14 protein-coding genes and 1 pseudogene are annotated in these 17,275 nt (G+C 71.4%); 5 read left to right on the top strand and 10 right to left on the bottom strand.

All coding sequences use genetic code 11. From position 1 onward, the window contains the following. Window positions 1-171: 171 nt before the first annotated feature. The 5 genes from LTT61_RS30465 to LTT61_RS30445 all read right to left on the bottom strand — a co-directional run bounded on the left by LTT61_RS30465 (window position 172) and on the right by LTT61_RS30445 (window position 5,443). Window positions 172-714 carry a DUF4232 domain-containing protein gene (locus LTT61_RS30465; RefSeq protein ID WP_233017454.1) on the bottom strand — a complete coding sequence of 181 codons (543 nt, stop codon included), beginning with the start codon at window positions 712-714 and terminating at the stop codon, window positions 172-174. Window positions 715-820: 106 nt separating this feature from the next. Next, complete coding sequence (locus LTT61_RS30460) at window positions 821-1,252, bottom strand: cupin domain-containing protein (protein ID WP_233017453.1); 432 nt, start codon at window positions 1,250-1,252, stop codon at window positions 821-823. A 242-nt stretch (window positions 1,253-1,494) separates the two neighbouring features. Next, complete coding sequence (locus LTT61_RS30455; RefSeq protein WP_233017452.1) at window positions 1,495-2,964, bottom strand: MDR family MFS transporter; 1,470 nt, start codon at window positions 2,962-2,964, stop codon at window positions 1,495-1,497. 272 nt (window positions 2,965-3,236) lie between these two features. Further along, window positions 3,237-4,148 carry a cutinase family protein gene (locus LTT61_RS30450; protein ID WP_233021258.1) on the bottom strand — a complete coding sequence of 304 codons (912 nt, stop codon included), beginning with the start codon at window positions 4,146-4,148 and terminating at the stop codon, window positions 3,237-3,239. Between the two features lie 53 nt (window positions 4,149-4,201). Beyond that, window positions 4,202-5,443 carry an oxygenase MpaB family protein gene (locus tag LTT61_RS30445; protein ID WP_233017451.1) on the bottom strand — a complete coding sequence of 414 codons (1,242 nt, stop codon included), beginning with the start codon at window positions 5,441-5,443 and terminating at the stop codon, window positions 4,202-4,204. 357 nt (window positions 5,444-5,800) lie between these two features. Between LTT61_RS30445 and LTT61_RS30440 the strand changes: the two genes are divergently transcribed. The 3 genes from LTT61_RS30440 to LTT61_RS30430 are packed head-to-tail and all read left to right on the top strand — an operon-like array spanning window position 5,801 to window position 9,307. Then, window positions 5,801-7,432: a hydroxysqualene dehydroxylase gene (locus tag LTT61_RS30440; protein ID WP_233017450.1), complete on the top strand. Its 1,632-nt coding sequence runs from the start codon at window positions 5,801-5,803 to the stop codon at window positions 7,430-7,432. A gap of 41 nt (window positions 7,433-7,473) precedes the next feature. Next, window positions 7,474-8,136, top strand: a complete 663-nt coding sequence (locus LTT61_RS30435) for a TetR/AcrR family transcriptional regulator (RefSeq protein WP_233017449.1) — start codon at window positions 7,474-7,476, stop codon at window positions 8,134-8,136. Further along, window positions 8,087-9,307: an oxygenase MpaB family protein gene (locus LTT61_RS30430; RefSeq protein WP_233017448.1), complete on the top strand. Its 1,221-nt coding sequence runs from the start codon at window positions 8,087-8,089 to the stop codon at window positions 9,305-9,307. Before LTT61_RS30435 ends, LTT61_RS30430 begins: the two co-directional genes overlap by 50 nt. 10 nt (window positions 9,308-9,317) lie before the next feature. Here LTT61_RS30430 and LTT61_RS30425 read toward each other — a convergent pair whose 3' ends face one another. Then, on the bottom strand, window positions 9,318-9,458 hold the full coding sequence (locus LTT61_RS30425) for a hypothetical protein (protein ID WP_233017447.1): 141 nt from the start codon (window positions 9,456-9,458) through the stop codon (window positions 9,318-9,320). Between the two features lie 345 nt (window positions 9,459-9,803). On the opposite strand from LTT61_RS30425, the gene LTT61_RS30420 reads away from it, so the two are divergent. Next, on the top strand, window positions 9,804-10,238 hold the full coding sequence (locus LTT61_RS30420; protein ID WP_233017446.1) for a hypothetical protein: 435 nt from the start codon (window positions 9,804-9,806) through the stop codon (window positions 10,236-10,238). Window positions 10,239-10,575: 337 nt separating this feature from the next. Beyond that, entirely contained in the window at window positions 10,576-11,343 is a 768-nt protein-coding gene (locus tag LTT61_RS30415) for an alpha/beta fold hydrolase (protein ID WP_233017445.1), read from the top strand. A 127-nt stretch (window positions 11,344-11,470) separates the two neighbouring features. Here the strand turns inward: LTT61_RS30415 and LTT61_RS30410 are convergent. From LTT61_RS30410 to LTT61_RS30395, 4 genes and pseudogenes are all read right to left on the bottom strand, one after another. After that, window positions 11,471-12,472 (bottom strand): annotated as a pseudogene (locus LTT61_RS30410) (LacI family DNA-binding transcriptional regulator). A gap of 58 nt (window positions 12,473-12,530) precedes the next feature. Next, a complete protein-coding gene (locus LTT61_RS30405; RefSeq protein WP_233017444.1) occupies window positions 12,531-13,778 on the bottom strand; it encodes an alpha-hydroxy acid oxidase in 1,248 nt (415 codons plus the stop codon). Further along, complete coding sequence (locus tag LTT61_RS30400) at window positions 13,778-15,223, bottom strand: rhamnulokinase (protein ID WP_233017443.1); 1,446 nt, start codon at window positions 15,221-15,223, stop codon at window positions 13,778-13,780. Before LTT61_RS30400 ends, LTT61_RS30405 begins: the two co-directional genes overlap by 1 nt. Continuing rightward, a complete protein-coding gene (locus tag LTT61_RS30395; RefSeq protein ID WP_233017442.1) occupies window positions 15,220-17,256 on the bottom strand; it encodes a bifunctional aldolase/short-chain dehydrogenase in 2,037 nt (678 codons plus the stop codon). Before LTT61_RS30395 ends, LTT61_RS30400 begins: the two co-directional genes overlap by 4 nt. Window positions 17,257-17,275: the final 19 nt, after the last annotated feature.

Below are 17,275 nucleotides of genomic sequence, written 5' to 3'. Positions count from 1 at the left end.
TGACCGGCCCGTTCCATCTGTTCGAACACCGCCTCGCGGATGGAGAGGCGACAGATCTCCGCCGGAGGTCACCAACTGTCCGTGTTCGGAAACACTGCACCGAGCGCAGAGATTTCTCGGCGACATCCAGCCGCCGCGGATGGATGCCGGGCGTACTTCCCCGGCTCGAACTCACCTCGACCAGGCGTACACCGGGTAGACGGCGAATTCGCAGCCCGGCACCGTCACCGACACCGACCGGGTATCGGTCGTATTCGGCGGCGTCGTCAGGAATTCGGTGTACGTCGGGCACGCCGAACTCTGATGCGCGAGCACGGTCGTCTCGACCACCGCCTGCGCCCCATGGTCCCGGTCGAGCACAACGGTCGGCGGAGTGTCCTCCCCCTCCGGCAGCCCGCCGAAGAGCCCACCGCGCAACTGCCGCACAGCGTCGACCTGCGGGCCGCCTCCCACCGCCGCGACCCCGGGGTACCCGGTCAGGCTGCAGGCGCCGCTCGCACCGACCACCCAATAGTCGATTGTGAACCCGACAGTCGTCCCCGCGGAGTTCACGAGCGGCTCGGCATTGAAGTTCAGCTGCCCGTCAGCACAGGCGGGAACGAACGCCGACGGTGGGCCCTGCACCAGCACCTCCTCGGCGGCAGCGGAGTTCGTGCAGCCGGTGAGCACGGCGGCGCCCGCCGAGAGGAGCGCGGCGGCGAGAAGACGTTTCATGGACAACACCTCGTGGCTGAGTCGGAATCTGTCGACGCATCCATCCCCCCGTAGGGACGAGCCCGTCGACACCGAATCGCCGGCGACCGCCGCGGGTGTTAACGGGTCACGCGCACTCCGGCGCTGGCGCGTCCCGGAACAGCGGATCGCCTGCGGGCGGGGCGTACACGACGTACAGCACCACCGGCTCGGAGCCGAGGTTCTGCCCGATGTGGGTGTTCCACTCCCCCGCGGGCTCGTTGATGAACGAGCCCGCGCGGTAGACCGGTGCCACGCAGTCCGGTCCGGGGTGCGTGAGCTCGCCCGCGGCGATCACCCCGAAGACGGGGCCGTCGTGGAAGTGCCAGCCGGTGGAGCCGCCGGGGGCGATGGTGATTCGGCGGGCGACCAGGTCGGTGGCGGCGGGGAAGATCCCGGCGGGGACGGTGACCTGCCCCAGCGTGACGGCGGTGATGTCGACGCCGGGGGTTGCGGATGCGTTGCCTGCGCCGAGGAGAACGACCGATCCGGCGACGAGAGCGCTGATCAAGGGTCTCATTCCGGCAGTCTAACCAGCGCAAACGTGACCAGGTGCGGAATACGTCGTTCAGCGTGACCAGGAATAGCCCGCGTTCGTGACGATGGCCTGGGCAATGAACTAGGTAGCAGGTACTCCTCGGTGATCAGGCCGGAGTCCGAGAGCGAGCCGCACCAGAGGGTGTAGCCGTGGTCGGCGAGCTGGATCGGCCGGACGCGACGGGGCCCCGGCTGCCGGGACAGCCGGGGCCCACGTGCGGCTGTTCAGCCCTTGACCAGCTCGGGTGGGGTCGGCGCCGCGAGCTCGCCCTCGATCTCCTCCTCGACCGCGGCCCGGTTGGGCAGCAGGATCGCCGCCACCACCACGATCAGGGCGAGCGCGGCGGAGACCAGGAAGGCGAGGCGGGTGCCGTCCAGGTGCGCGGTGACCGCGTCGACCCCGTCCTCGACCAGCGCGCTGCTCCGCGCGGACATGACGGTCACCACCAGCGCGGTGCCGAAGGCCGCCGCGACCTGCTGCAGGGTGCCGAGCATGGAGCTGCCGTGCGAGTACAGGTGGTGCGGGAGCGCGCCGAGCCCGAGCGTGAAGACCGGGGTGAAGGTGGCCGCCAGCGAGAGCATGAGCAGGATGTGCAGCGCGAGCAGCTGCCAGTACGGCATGGTCAGGGTGATCCGGCTGAAACCGGCCAGTGCCACGGCGATGCCGATCGCGCCGGGGATCACCAGCCAGCGGCCGCCGAAGCGGTCGAACAGCCTGCCGATGGTCGGGCCGAGCACACCCATGGCCAGGCCGCCCGGCATCACCAGCAGCCCGGTGGCGAGCGGGCTCAGGCCGCGCAGGTTCTGCAGGTAGAGCGGGAGCAGGATCATCGAGCCCATCATGGCCAGGAACGCCACCGACATCAGGACCAGCGCCTTGGTGTAGGTGCCCGCCAGCAGGACCCGCAGGTCGAGCAGGGGGGTTCCGCTGCGCTGCAGGCGGAGCTGGCGCAGCGCGAAGATCGCGATCAGGGCGATGCCGGCGGCCACGAAGAGCGCGGGGGTGGTGTAGTCGCTGCTCTCGAACCGGCTCAGCCCGAAGACCAGGCCGCCGAAGCCGAGCGCGGCGAGCACCACGCTGAGCACGTCGATCGAACCGGCCTCCGGCTCGCCGACGTTCTTCAGCTGGCGCAGCCCGAGCCAGGTGACGACCCCGGCGATCGGCAGCACCAGCACGAAGAGCCAGCGCCAGGAGCCGACCTGCAGCACCAGCCCGGAGAGAACCGGGCCCATGGCGGGCGCCACCGAGATGGCGAGCGTGACGTTGCCCATCACGCGGCCGCGGTCCCGCTCCGGGACCACGGTCATCAGGGTGGTCATCAGCAGCGGCATCATGACGGCGGTGCCGCCCGCCTGGATCACCCGGCCGACCAGCAGCACCCCGAAGGTCGGGGCGAGCGCGGAGAGCGCGGTGCCGAACAGGAACACGGCCATCGCCGTCGCGTACGCCTGCCTGGTGGTGACGCGCTGCAGGAACCAGCCGGTGGCCGGGATGACCGCGGCCATGGTGAGCATGAACGCGGTGGAGACCCACTGCGCGGCGCGGTCGTCGACGTGCAGGTCCGCCATCAGCCGCGGGATCGCGTTGATCATGATGGTCTCGTTCAGGATCACCACGAAGGTGGCGAGCACCAGGACCCGGATGACCAGCGGTGTCCGTCCCTTCGGTATGGGCACTGCGGTTTCGACGGGCATGGGCACCTCCGGGGCTGGAACGTCGGCAAGGTCTGGGCTGACCCGTGACCACGGCACCGAACTCCCCGCCGGTGCCACGGTGATTCAGACGGTATGCACCGGTCGAACTCATCGGGTGCCGGTCAGTATTCCGCGCACCACCGACAGAACGCACCCGATTTTCCGCGGGGAAGGGTTCGCACGCTGCCGCGATACCGGAGAAGTGACGGTGGTCACGCAGCAGAACGCCCCCGGCAGGGAGTACCGGGGGCGTTCGGAGTGCGCGGAGGGGATCAGCCGCGCAGCACCTGGATGAGCCGCTGCCGCAGCCAGCCGAGCGCGGTCACCCCGCCGGGGGCCACGCTGTAGCCGGCGTAGGACTGGTGGATGCCGGACTTCAGGAAGGCGTCCACCTGCTCCTTGCGCTCGTCGTAGGCGTTGGAGTTGAGCTGGTCGGCGAGCAGGCCCCACCCGCCAGCGGCGAAGGCGTCGCTGAGCAGCTCGCCCGCCTGGTACTGGTAGCTGCCGATCTTGGTGGGATCGGGGTTGGAGAGCTGCACGGCGAACCCGGCGAGCCTGCCCGCGAAGTCACCGTCCGGCATCGCGCAGTAGAGGTCGCCCTCGATGCAGAAGGTGTAGGTCACCGGGCTGACCCAGCCGAAGCCGTTCACCCGGGGCCCGGTCGCGCCCGCACCGGAGACCGGCGCGCCGATCAGCGCGTCGGTCGGCGAGCGGCGCGGGTCGGAGACCAGCCCGACCAGCGCCACCCGGTTGGCGGGGACGACGGTGAGGCCGGTGCCGATCTCGGCAGCCACGTCACCGGCCGCGTCCGCGCCCTGGCTGTAGCCGAGCAGCGCGATCTTGGTCTCGCCGCAGGCCAGCGCCATGGCCTGGACCGCGCCGCGGGCGCCGTCCACCGCCTCGGCCTTGGACCGGCCGTAGACCTCCCCCTCCCAGGGGAAGGCGGTCGCGGCGTAGTGGATGTAATCCACCCGGACGTCGCCGGGCAGCCCCTCGGCCGCCTGGGCGAGGATCCCGCGGCCGGGATCCTCGTTCGACGTCTCCCAGGTGCCCGGCACCGCCACCACGTACAGGTCGGGGCAGCCGCCGGGCGCCGCCGAGGCGACGGGGCCCTGAGCGAGCAGTGCACTCGACACCGCGGTGGCCGCGCAGAGGGCGGCCACCGATTTCCACCGTGTAAACATCATGGTCTCCATGTCGTCACAAGAAGCATCCCTCGAGTGCCCCGAGTCCCCGACTACTTCGGAGGCACGTTCATGTCACGGTTCATCGTAGGGATTTCGATGTTCAACGGCATCCTGAGTTCGGAGAGGTAGACGAGCGCGAACTGGCGGAGGAACTCGTCGAAGAGCCAGTAGGCGTCCGGCGCGAGCGGCACGATCGGCAGGAGCCCCTCCCGGACGGCGACGAACGGGCCCCAGGAGACGTCGAGCAGCGTCTCCCAGACCGGCTCGCGCGCGATCTGCAGATCGTCGGCGAGCCGGTCGCCGAGGATGAAGCGGGTGAACGCGCCGAGCACGCCCTTGCTGAGAACGGCCAGATCCAGGTTGTTGCCCAGGTGCAGCAGGCGGTCGGCGAGCTTGATCCCCTCCGGGGTGGCCGCGACGACCGGGTCGAGGGTCTGCGCGGCCTGCGCGTTCGCCTCGTCCCAGGAGTTCGGGATGTACTCGTCGCGGATGCCGAGCATGTGCGCGCAGACCTGCCAGGAGTGCAGGAACGCCTCCGACTCGTGCACCGGGATCGGCACCTTCCAGGCCGTCAGGTGCCGCATGACGGTGGTCGGCAGGCTGTGCCAGGTGACCATCATGTCCTGCTGGCTGATCGGGATCTCCTCCTGGGCCGAGCTCACCCAGTGCGGCGACTGCGGCAGCAGGTGCCGCACGCCCGAGTGCGCCAGCCTGGTCTTGACGCAGGTGACCACCATCTCCCCGTCGGGGGCGTAGGCATTGGCGGTGCCGATGTCGTAGCCGAGCTTGGCGGTTTTGGAGATGCGGTCCTTGAGGTCCTGGCCGCCCTTGGAGTAGTAGACCGCCTTGGCCTCCTTCGGGATGACCGTCGACATCATGCCGCTGGCCAGGCCGTAGAGGACGCCGAGGTAGAGCCCGCGCTTCTTGTTGAAGTCGATCGCGGTGGCGAGCTTGCCCTGGTCCGCCCAGGCGGGCAGCTGCCGGTTGTACTCGAGGAAATCGCGCAGATCGGCGGGGAGCCCCTCGGGCAGCGGCTGGCCGTTGCGGGTCCAGGTGCGCAGCAGCGCGTTGACCGCGGGGACCTCGCCGCGGTCGATCAGCGAAGCGACCAGCTGGTCGGACTCCGGATCCCAGACCGTCATCGGATCGGCGCCATCACCACTGCCCGCCACCGAGCCCTGCGGTGACCAGCTCCAGGGCTCCGCGCGGGCGGGGGCCACCGTCGCCAGCGCGCCGACCGCGCCGAGTGCCCCACCGACCTTCAGCGCGTTACGCCTGCTGAATCCATCCATGTCGCTGCTCCTCGTTGAGTTCCAGCACGCCCCGACCGCCGGGAATCCCATGCCTCATGAACCGGAATACTCAGTAACTTAGCAGGGTTCGGTTGTGGGCGACAGACTTTCCCACATTTTGGGTAGGGCGCACCTCCAGTTGTCCGATTCACGCCCCTGAACAGTCGATTCGGTAACGAACATGTTGTGGTCTACGGTGCTGGACCGGTACTGCGAGCAGCCCGGAAACCTCTCGAATAGGCGGTAACGTACCGCGCCCGGCCCCGGCGGCGGATCCGCCGAATCGCCCCCGCCGCCGCACGTAACAGTGTATCGATTGTCGTTACATGCAGTCAGTGCGAGCAAGGACGTGATGTGATGACCGGATCGGGAGTGACCCGCCGAAATGTATTGCGCGGCATGGCCGCGGGCACGGCGGCGCTCGCCGCGGCCGGCGGGCTCGCGCACGCCGCGCCCGCCGAAGGTCGGGTGGCCGTGCTCGGCGGCGGGATCGCGGGTCTCACCGCCGCGCACGAACTGGCGGAGCGGGGGTTCGAGGTCACCGTCTACGAGCGCCGCGCGCTGGGCGGGAAGGCGCGCAGCATGGCCGCGACCACCATGCCGACCGCGGGTGGCAGGCGCCCGCTGCCGGGCGAGCACGGGTTCCGCTTCTTCCCCGGCTTCTACCAGGCGGTCCCGGATACCATGCGGCGCATCCCGTTCCCCGGCAACCGCAACGGCGTGCGCGACAACCTGGTGCCCGCGCTCACCGCCACCGGCGCCTACCCCGGGCCGGAGATCACCGCGCCCTTCGCGCTCGACTTCGACGCCATCGGCCTCGCGGCGAACCCGGAGCGGGTCGTCAAGACCATGCTCGGGGGGCTGATCTACGCACCGAAGCTGCCCTACCTCGACCTGCTCGGACTGGCCCAGCGCGTCACCCGCACGCTGGTCGCGGCGAAGGAGAACATCGCCAGCGCGCGGACCATGGGCAATATGGCCGAGGCGTTCCTGCTCAACCTGATCGGCCGGGGCGCACAGGGTTTCCCGGACATGGTGCTGAACGCGCCGACCAACGAGGCGTGGATCGACCCGTGGGTCGCGCACCTCGGCGATCTCGGGGTGCGGTTCGAGGTCGGCGCGCGGGCGGAGTCGCTCACCGTCGGCGACGGCCGGGTCGGCGCGGCGGTGATCGACGGCAGGGAGGTCGAGGCGGACTGGTTCGTGCTCGCCGTCCCGCCCGAGCACGTGGTGCCGCTGCTCGGGCCGGAGGTGCTCGGGATCGACCCGGCGCTGGAGCGGATCTCGAAGCTCTTCGTGGACTGGATGACCGGCATCCAGTTCTACCTCGACACCGACCGGCCGATGGCGCCCGGGCACATCGGGTTCATCGAATCGCCCTGGCGGCTCACCGCGATCCAGCAGGGCCAGTTCTGGCACGGCCGCGACATCGCCCGCGACTACGGCGACGGCACCGTGCGCGACATCCTCTCGGTCGATATCTCGGACTGGGGCATCCCCGGCCCGCTGACCGGCAAGCCCGCCCGCGAGTGCAGCCCGGAGGAGATCGCGCGCGAGACCTGGCACCAGGTCGTCACCACCACCTCCGGGCGGTTGCTGCTGCCCGACCAGCTCACGAACGCGAACCTGCGCGGCTGGTTCCTCGACCCCGGCATAGGGTGGAACCCCGAGACCGGAACACTCACCAACGACGACCCACTGCTCATCAACACCGCGGGCTCCTGGGACAACCGGCCGAACGCCGCCACCGGGGTGCCGAATCTCTTCCTGGCCGGGGACTACTGCCGCAGCCAGATCGATCTGGCGACCATGGAGAGCGCCAACGAGGGCGGACGCAACGCGGCCAACGCGATCCTCGACGCCGCCGGCTCGGACGCCCCGCGGGCCCGGCTCTGGCCGCACGTCACCATCGCCGAGTTCGACGCCGCCCGCGACCTCGACCGGGTGCGCTGGCGAGCCGGGCAGCCGAACCTGCTCGACCTGCCCTGACCCGAATTGACACAATGAAACAACTTTTGGATACTCGTTACATGCCGGACCGATACGACAGCGTGGACGAGTCGATCATGGACGCCGCGCTGGACCGGATCCTGCAGGTCGGGATCCGCCGGGCCAGCCTGGAGGACATCGCGCGCCGCGCGGGGATCAACCGGATCACCATCCACCGCCGCTTCGCGGGCAAGGACAACCTGGTCGAGGCGGTGCTGGAGCGCGAGACCAGGCGCATGCTGGCCGAGGTCACCGCGATCGCCACCACCGCGTCCGGGGTGGAGGCGCAGATCGAGGAGACGATCCTGCACGTCCTGCTGCAGACCAGGATCCACCGGCTGGTCACCCAGCTGCTGCGGGTCGCGCCGGAGGAGGCGCTCGGCTTCTACACCGTGCAGGGCGAGCGGCTGGTCGCGATCGGCATCGACTACATCGTCGGCATGCTCACGCACGCCCAGGCGGCCGGGCTGGTGGATCGCTACGATCCGCGGCCGGTCGCGGAACTCGTTGCCCGCCTGGCCCACTCGCTCATGCTGACGCCGGGCGGCGGCAGCGTCGACTTCACCGATCCGGAGCTGGCCCGCGCCTTCGTCCGGCATTCCATCGTGCCGCTCATGAAGCACGGCATCGCCACCACCACCGAGGAAGTCACCGATGACGACGACCGCGCCCGTCCCCACCCGGCATCCGGAAAGGCCCCGTAAGGCCCCCGGTCTCGGCCCGTTCGCCCTGCTGCTCGGCATCGGGAAGCCCGACGACGAGCGCTGGCGGCAGCTCGGCGAATCGCTGCTCGTCGGCGACGAGCCGATGGACCGGCTGGTCGACTGGATGTACGCCGAGGGGATGCGCACCACCCGCCCGCTCTTCGAGCAGGCGCTGCGCAGCGGGATCGACAGCGTGCCGAACGCCCCTGAGCCACTGCGCGTCTTCTTCGGCGCGGTCGAGGCGACCCCGGACTGGGTCGACCCCGACCTGCTCCGGCACGGCGAGCGGGTGTTCCGCTCCGGCGGCACCGACGGGCTCTACTTCGCCCGCGACGTCTCCTTCCTCGGCGGCTACCTCGCCTCCGGCTTCAACAAGACGCTGCTGCGCACCGGCGCGCTGGAGAAGGGGCCGGCGCAGCGCTTCGCCGAGACGCTGCAGTGGGCGATGGACGTCTCCACCGAGAACGGCATGGCGCTGTACGGGCAGGGGTACCGCTCCACGCTGCAGGTCCGGCTGATCCACGGGCTGGTGCGCAGGCACGTGGCCGCCATGCCGGATTGGCGCGGCGACGAGTGGGGGCTGCCGATCAACCAGACCGACATGGCGGCCACCCTGGTGGGCGCGCTGCTCGCGCCGTTCGTCGGCGGGATGGTGCTCGGCATCATCCCGAGCCGGGCGGACACCGCGGCGGCGGCGCACCTGACCCGCTACGTCGGCTGGCTCATCGGCGTGCGGGACGAGTGGCTGCCGACCGGGTTCCGGGACGGCGTCGGCATCCTCTACCACTGCCTGAGCGCCATCACGAACCCCGACGACACCAGCAGGCAGCTCGCCCTCCCCATGGCCGACGACCCGCTGAACTGGCACTACCCGAACCTGCCCGCGCTGCGCGGCAGGATCGCGCGCTCGCAGCACCTCTCGGTCACCAGCGCCTTCCTCGGGCCGAGGGCGATGCGGACGCTCGGCCTGCCCGCCCACCTGCCGTGGTATCCGGCGCTGCGCATCCCGGTGAATCTGGCGCGCAGCGCACTCGTCCGCGTGCTGCCCGGAGGCACCGGCCGCGCCGCGGTGCAGGGGCGGAGCGAGCAGGAGGGGTTCCTGCGGCTGCTCACCGGCGAGACCGCGGCGACCATCGGCGAATCCGCGCCGCCGCACGCGCGGATCGCCTGAGGGTCCGGCGTCAGCGGTACTCGGTGGTGCCGCGCGAATCCCTGGTGTCGCTGACCGGTTTCGCGAAGCACTCGTCGACGGCGATTCCCCTGTCGTCGCACCAGCGCTCGGCGCCGCCGGGGTCGGGTGACGTGCCGGAGTGTGCGGCCACGTGGGACCTCGCCGGGGTCGGGGCGGTCGCCGATGGAGTTGGGGAGGCGCCGGAAGGTGCCGGCCGGGAACTCGAAATCCTGGTGTACCGAGGTGGTTCCGTGGCTCCCGGACGAGGTCGCCGGGAGGTGGAGTGGGGTGGTGGACAGGTCGAAGACGCCCGCTGCGATCGGTCGGCCTCGGTCGGTGGTGTTCTGCGCGCTGAGTGCTGGTCGGGTTGGGGTTGTTCGGTTGACGCGGTCACGGTAGGCGCCGAAGTGCTCATTGACTGCACTTGGACAGCTGTCTATTCTGGTGTCCAGTATTTGATTCGTCGTGACGTGCTGCTGCCGGAAAGGACCGACAGATGACGAAGGTTCCGTCACGTGCGGCGCGGCTGGCGCACGCGTCCAAGCACGCCGAACTCTGGAACGCGGGCCGCAAAGACGAGTGGGTCGCCTCGTGGCGCACCATCATCCCCGCCGGGGTGCGCCTGTTCGATCCGGTGGGCACCGAGGAGAAGACCGGGTTCGAGGCGGCGACCACGCACGCGTGGGATCTGTTCCAGCAGCTGCTGAAGATCACCATGTTGACCGTCCAGGTCAACGGCGACGAGATGGCGTGGGTGTGTGAGAACGAGTTCGGCAGCGGCGAGGATATCCTGACCGCGTTCAGCATCGAGACATTCGCCTGGGACGTCGATGGTGATCTGCTGATCAAGACCTACTACCCGATGCCGGAGCATGTCGGCGCCGACCACGATCCCTACGCGCACCTCCTCGATGGTGGCGCCTCTCGTTGACGAGGTCGACGACGACGCCGCGCTCGGCCCGAGCGGCTACCGGCCGCCGCGGGTGCGCGACACCCGACGGGGCTGCGACATCGCGCGGCGAATCTCAGGATTCCAACTCCAGCGTCATACCTGCACAGCGCGAGGAAACGTGGCCGGACCCGCGCGAGCACCCCGTCGAGCCGCACCGGAACCCCGCGGAGCGCCGCGTCGGCGGCGAATACCGTGACGCCGTTGATCGCCGCATCGGCGGGCACCCCGATCACCACGATGGCGACGAGGTAGCCGTATCCGTTGTTCGAGGTACACGGGGTGCGGGGGTACCGAACGGATGCCGGATGATGGGCGCATGGTGAACATCGAGCTCGGTACCGTGCCCACCTGGTTCGACGTGCACGGGGACGGCGAACCGGCGGTGCTGCTGCACGGCGGCTTCGTCGATTCGCGCACCTTCGCGCCCGCGCTGCCGCTGCTGATCAGCCGGTTCCAGGTGCTCCGGATGGACCGGCGGGGGCACGGGCACACCCCGGACGTGCCCGGCCCGCTGAGCTACGCGGCGCTGGCCGAGGATCTGATCGCCTTCCTGGAGCGGGTGGTGGGCGGGGCCGCGCACCTGGTGGGGCACAGCGACGGGGCGAACCTGGCGCTCCGGGTCGCGCTGGAGCGGCCGGACCTGGTGCGGAAACTGGTGCTGATCAGCGGCAACTACCACGCCGATGGCATTCTGCCCGGTGTGCTGGACGGCTTCGAGGACGAATCCGCCATGGCCTACCTGGCGACGAGGCACGGTGAGGTCTCGCCGGACGGCGAGGAGCACTTCCCGGAGCTGGCCCGCAAGGTGATCGAGCTGGGCCGCGCCGAGCCGGAGTACACCGCCGAGGAGCTGAAGGCCGTCACCGCCCGCACCCTGGTGATGGCGGGCGACGACGACGTCATCGCGGCGGAGCACACACTCGCGCTGTACCGCGCGATCCCCGATGCCGAGCTCGCCATCGTGCCGGGCACCTCGCACCTGCTGGTGGTGGAGAAGCCGGAGCTGGTCTACGGGCTGATCGCCGGGTTCCTCGGCACCGACCCGGTGCCGACACGCCAGCCCATCCGGCGCGCCGAAGGGTAGGAGCCCCGGGCGGAGACCTGGTCGTGGGGGCGCCCGCCCGGGGCCGGTTACGACGCCGAGGCCCGCACCGGCAGGCACGGACAGGGTTGCCGCGGCGTCACCCTCGGACTTGCTCCGATCGGAGTGCTCAAACGGGTTGACCGGCAATCGGTTCGGTGGAGGCGCGTTCGACCAGGGTGGGGCGGAAACAGACGTGCTCGGGCTCACCGTGGCGCTCCGCCGCGGCGACGAGCAACTCGACGGCGGAAGAGCCGATCTCGGCGCGCGGCTACCGGATGGAGGTCAGCGGCACGATCGCGGACTGCGCGAAGTCGATGTCGTCGTACCCCATCACCGCGATATCGGCGGGCACCCGGACGCCGCGCAGGGTGAGCGCCTGCAACACCCCGATGGCGAGCAGGTCGTTGACGCAGAAGACGGCGTCCGGGCGCTCGGCGGGGGGCAGCTCCGCGATGCGCTCGCCCACCTGCCTGCCCGCGAGCACGGTCGGCGCGGCGGTGTCCCAGATGGCGAGTTCGACGCCGTGCCCGGCGGCGGCGCGGCGGGCCCCGGTGCGGCGGTCGGCGATCTGGGAGAGGGTGGCCGGGCCGCCGACGACGGCGATCCGGCGGCGTCCGGTGGCGCACAGGTGCCGGACGGCGAGGTCGCCGCCGGCGATGTCGTCCACGGCGACCGAGGAGAACGGGGTGCCGTTGCCGTCCCGGTCGACGAGCACCACCGGGATGCCGCGGTTGCGCAGCGCGGCGATCCGCTCGTCACCGGCCCCGGAGGGCGAGATCATGAGTCCGAAAACGCGCTGTTCGTCGAAGGTTTCGAGGTACTGCCGCTCACGCTCGGGGTCGTCGTCGCTGGAGCCGAGCAGGACGACCAGGTCGTGCGCGGCGGCGCGCTCCTGGGCGGCGCGGGCGATGTCGGAGAAGAACGGGTTGCCGATGTCGAGCACCACCAGCCCGACGCAGCGCGAGCGCCCGGCCTTGAGCTGCCTGGCGGCATCGTTGCGGACGAAGCCGAGCCGGTCGATGGCCTGCTGCACCCGCGCGACGGTGGCGGGCGCGACCTTCTCCGGGGCGTTGAGCACATTGGAGACGGTGCCGACCGAGACCGCCGCCGCGGCGGCCACCTCCTTCATGCTCACCACCGGGGCTCGCGCCTCCTCCGTTCCGGTGCGGGCACCACGCCCGAACTGCTCACCCCCGATCTTGATCCGCCACCGGGCGCGGGGCAAGTCTGGTCAGCTGGGTGACGTGCCGCGGCTCCAGCTCCTCCAGGCTGCGCACCCCGAGCAGCCGCATGGTCCGCTCGACCTGCCCGGCCAGGATCCGCACCGCGCGCTCGACCCCGGCCTCGCCGCCCGCCATGAGGCCGTACAGGTAGGCCCGGCCGATCAGGGTGAAGCGGGCGCCGAGCGCGATCGAGGCCACGATGTCGGCGCCGGACATGATGCCGGTGTCCAGGATGATCTCGGTGTCGCGGCCCAGCTCGCGGGCGACCTCTGGCAGCAGGTGGAAGGGGATCGGCGCGCGGTCGAGTTGCCGCCCACCGTGATTGGAGAGGACGAGGCCGTCGACCCCGACGTCGACGACCGCGCGGGCGTCGGCGAGCGTCTGGATGCCCTTGACCACGACCTTGCCCGGCCATTGCGCCTTGATCCAGGCCAGGTCATCGAAGGTCACGGTGGGGTCGAACATGGAGTCGAGCAGCTCGGCGACCGTGCCGGACCAGCGGTCCAGCGAGGCGAAGGCCAGCGGCTCGGTGGTGAGGAAGTCGATCCACCAGCGCGGCCGGGGCAGCGCGTCGAGCACGGTGGCGGGGGTGAGCGCGGGCGGGATGGACATGCCGTTGCGGGTGTCGCGCAGCCGGGCGCCGGCCACCGGGACGTCGACGGTCACCAGCAGGGTGTCGTATCCCGCGGCGGCGGCGCGCTCGACCAGGGCCATCGAACGCTCCCGGTCCTTCCACATGTAGAGCTGGAACCAGTTGCGGCCGTTCGGGTTCGCCGCGGCGACATCCTCGATGGATGCGGTGCCCATGGTGGAGAGCGAGAACGGGATGCCGGAGCGGCCCGCCACCCTGGCCCCGGCGTACTCACCCTCGGTCTGCATCATGCGGGTGAAGCCGGTCGGTGCGATGCCGAAGGGCAGCGCGACCGGGGCGCCGAGGACGTCCCAGCCGGTGGTCACCTTCGCGACGTCGCGCAGGATGGCGGGGTGGAACTCGATGTCTTGAAAGGCTCTGCGCGCTCTGTCGAGTGATATCTCGGCCTCGGCGGCGCCGTCGGTGTAGTCGAAGGCGGCGCGCGGGGTGCGGCGCTTGGCGATCCGGCGCAGGTCCTCGATGGTGAGCGCGGCCGCCAGGCGCCGCTCCGCACCGAGCCGCGGCTTCTCGAAGCGCAGGAGCGGCGCGAGATCGCGCGGCCTGGGGAGCTGTCGTTTCATCAGCCTGCCTTCCTGGCGGGTTCGGTGCGGGGCGGGTAGCGGCGCGGCGGGAACGCGGCGGCCACCTCGGCCCGCAGCGCGTCCACATCGCCGTGCAGCAGCCCGTGCGTGCGGGCCTGCACCAGTATGTTGCCGAGCGAGGTCGCCTCGACGGGTCCGGCGAGCACCGGCACCCCGGCGTGGTCGGCGAGCAGGGCGCAGAGCAGCGTGTTCCGCGCTCCCCCGCCGACCAGGTGGATGCTGCGCACCGGGGTGCCGGTGAGCTCGGCGGCGGTGCGGACGCCGGTGGCGAAGGCGGCGGCGAGGCTCTCCACGATGGCGCGCACCATCGCGACCCGGCCTTCGGGGATCTCGAGGTCGCGCGCGGCGTACCACTCGGCGATCCGGCCGGGTATGTCGCCGGGGGTGCCGAAGACCGGGTCGTCGACGTCGAAGGTGGCGGCGGGCGCGGGCGCCTGGGCGGCGGCGGTGAGCAGCCGGGCCAGGTCGGCGCCGGTACCGGTGCGCTGCCAGTGCCGCATCGACTCGCTGAGCAGCCACAGCCCCATGACATTGCGCAGGTAGCGGGTGCGGCCGTCGAGCCCGCACTCGTTGGTGAAGTTGGCGGCCCGGCCCGCCGCGCCGACCAGCGGGGCGGGCAGCTCGACGCCGACCAGCCCCCAGGTGCCGCAGGAGATGTAGGCGGCGGCGTCCGGGGCCATGGGCACCGCGGCGACCGCGGAGGCGGTGTCGTGCGAGGCGACGGTGCTCAGGGTGCAGCCGGGGTCGAGCCCGAACGCGGCCGCGACCGTCGGCAGGACCGGGCCGAGCGGGGTGCCCGGGTCGACCAGGTCCGGGAAGAGCGCGGGCAGCCCGAGCCGGGTGCGCAGCTCGGTGTCCCAGGCGCCGTCCAGCCCGAGCAGGCCGGTGGTGGAGGCATTGGTCCGCTCGGTGACCTGCGCTCCGGTGAGCCAGTAGCCGAGCAGGTCGGGGACGAGCAGCGCCGCGTCGGCGGCCTCCAGTGTGCCCGCGAGGTTCTCGGCCGCGAGCTGGTACACCGTGGTGAACGGCAGGAACTGCAGGCCGTTGCGGCGGTACAGCCCGGCCTGGTCCACGACGGCGTGCACGGCCTCGACGCCCGCGGCGGTGCGGGTGTCGCGGTAGTGGTACGGCAGATTCATCAGCGCGCCGCGGTGCAGCAGGCCGTAATCCACCGCCCAGGAATCGATTCCGGCACCGAGCAGCCCCGGCTCCAGCCGCGCGGCCGCGGCCAGCCCGCGCCCGACCTCGCGGTACAGCCCGGGCAGGTCCCAGTGCAGCGCGGCCCGGTCCCCGTGCCAGAGCGGCAGCGGGTCGTTGCCGAACCGGGCGACCTGGCGCATCTCGATCCGGCCCGGCCCGACCCTGGCGAGCATGACGCGTCCGCTGGTGGCGCCGAGATCGACGGCGGCGACCGCGCCGGTCATCGCAGGAACGCCGCGGCGACCCCGGCGTCGACCGGCACGTGCAGCCCGGTGGTGTGCGAGAAGTCGGCGCCGCAGAGCGCGAACGCGGCGTTGGCGATGTGCTCGGGCAGTACCTCGCGCTTGAGCAGGGTGCGCTGCGCGTAGAAGGCGCCGAGCTCGGACTCCCGCACCCCGTAGACGGCGGCGCGCTGCGCGCCCCAGCCGCCCGCGAAGATGCCGGAGCCGCGCACCACCCCGTCCGGGTTGATGCCGTTCACCTTGACCCCGTGCTCGCCCAGCTCGGCCGCGAGCAGCCGGACCTGGTGCGCCTGATCGGCCTTCGCCGCGGAGTAGGCGATGTTGTTCGGCCCGGCGAAGACCGAGTTCTTGGAGGAGATGTAGAGGATGTCGCCGCCCAGCTTCTGGTCGATCAGCGCCCGCGCCGCCGCCTTGGACACCAGGAACGAGCCCTTGGCCATGACGTCGTGCTGCAGGTCCCAGTCGGCGGCGCTGGTCTCCAGCAGCGATTTCGAGAGCGAGAGCCCGGCATTGTTGACGACCAGGTCCAGGCCGCCGAAGGCGAGCACCGCGGCGTCCACCGCGGCCTGGACCTGCCCCTCGTCGGTGACGTCGGCGCCGAAGCCGATCGCCACGTCGGCCGAGCCCAGCTCGGCCGCGACCTCGGCGGCCTTCGCCGCGTCCCGATCCGCGACGACCACGCAGGCGCCCTCGGCGGCCAGCCGCCGCGCGATCGCCCTGCCTATCCCCGACGCCGCGCCGGTGACCAGCGCGATCCGGCCGGCCAGCGGCTTCGGTGCCGGGCGCCGCGCCAGCTTGGCCTCCTCCAGCGCCCAGTACTCGATGCGGAACTTCTCCGCCTCGTCGATCGGCTGGTACCGGGAGACCGACTCGGCGCCGCGCATGACGTTGATCGCGTTCAGGTAGAATTCGCCTGCCACCCGCGCGGTCTGCTTGTCCGCGCCGTAGCTGAACATGCCGACGCCGGGGATCAGCACGATGGCCGGGTCGGCGCCGCGCAGCGCGGGCGAGTCCGGGGTGGCGTGCCGCTCGTAGTAGGCGCGGTACTCGGCCCGGTACGCCGCGTGCAGCTCGGTGAGCCGTTCCCGCACCCGCTCCAGCGGGGCGTCGGCGGGCAGGTCGAGCACCAGCGGGGCGACCTTGGTGCGCAGGAAGTGGTCGGGGCAGCTGGTGCCGAGCGCGGCGAGCCGGGGGTGCTCGGCGCGGGCGAGGAACTCGAGCACCGGGTCGGTGTCGGTGAAGTGCCCGACCTGCCTGCGGTCGGTGGAGGCGAGCCCGCGCAGGAAGGGCGCCAGCGCGGCGGCCCGCGCCCGGCGCTCCGGCTCGGGCAGCGCCGCGTAGCCGGGCAGCTCGGGGCCGAAGGGCTCGGCCTTGCCGTTGGCGGCGAGGAACTCCTCGATGGTCCGGATGATCTCCAGCGAGTGCGCCTCGGCCTCGTCCGAGGTCGCGCCCCACGCGGTGATCCCGTGGCCGCCGAGGATGGTGCCGATCGCCTGCGGGTTGGCCCCGCGCAGCTCGGCGATGTCGAGCCCGAGCTGGAAGCCGGGGCGCCGCCACGGCACCCAGACCACCCGGTCGCCGAAGATCTTCTCGGTCAGCTCCGGGCCGTCCACCGCGGTGGCGAGCGCGATGCCGGAGTCCGGGTGCAGGTGGTCGACGTGCGCCGCCTCGACCAGCCCGTGCATGGCGGTGTCGATCGAGGGAGCGGCGCCGCCCTTGCCGTGCAGGGTGTAGTCGAAGGCGGCGACCATCTCGTCCTCGCGCTCGACGCCAGGGTAGACGCCGGTCAGGGCGCGCAGCCGATCCAGCCGGAGCACCGCGAGCCCCGGCTCGGTGAGCGTGCCGAGGTCGCCGCCGGAGCCCTTGACCCACAGCAGCTCGACGGGCTCGCCGGTGACCGGGTCGGTGCCGGTGCCCTTGGCGGAGGTGTTGCCGCCCGCGTAGTTGGTGTTCTTCGGGTCGGCGCCGAGCCGGTTCGACCTGGCGATCAGTTCCGCGACCGTGGGGTGGGTCATGGCAGGTGGTTCCTCGTTT

The sequence above is a fragment of the Nocardia asteroides genome (genome assembly GCF_021183625.1).
GTDB classification, from domain to species: Bacteria; Actinomycetota; Actinomycetes; order Mycobacteriales; family Mycobacteriaceae; genus Nocardia; species Nocardia asteroides_A.
Note: the sequence above shows the minus strand (reverse complement) of the source record. Positions and strands in the feature narration are given on the sequence as shown.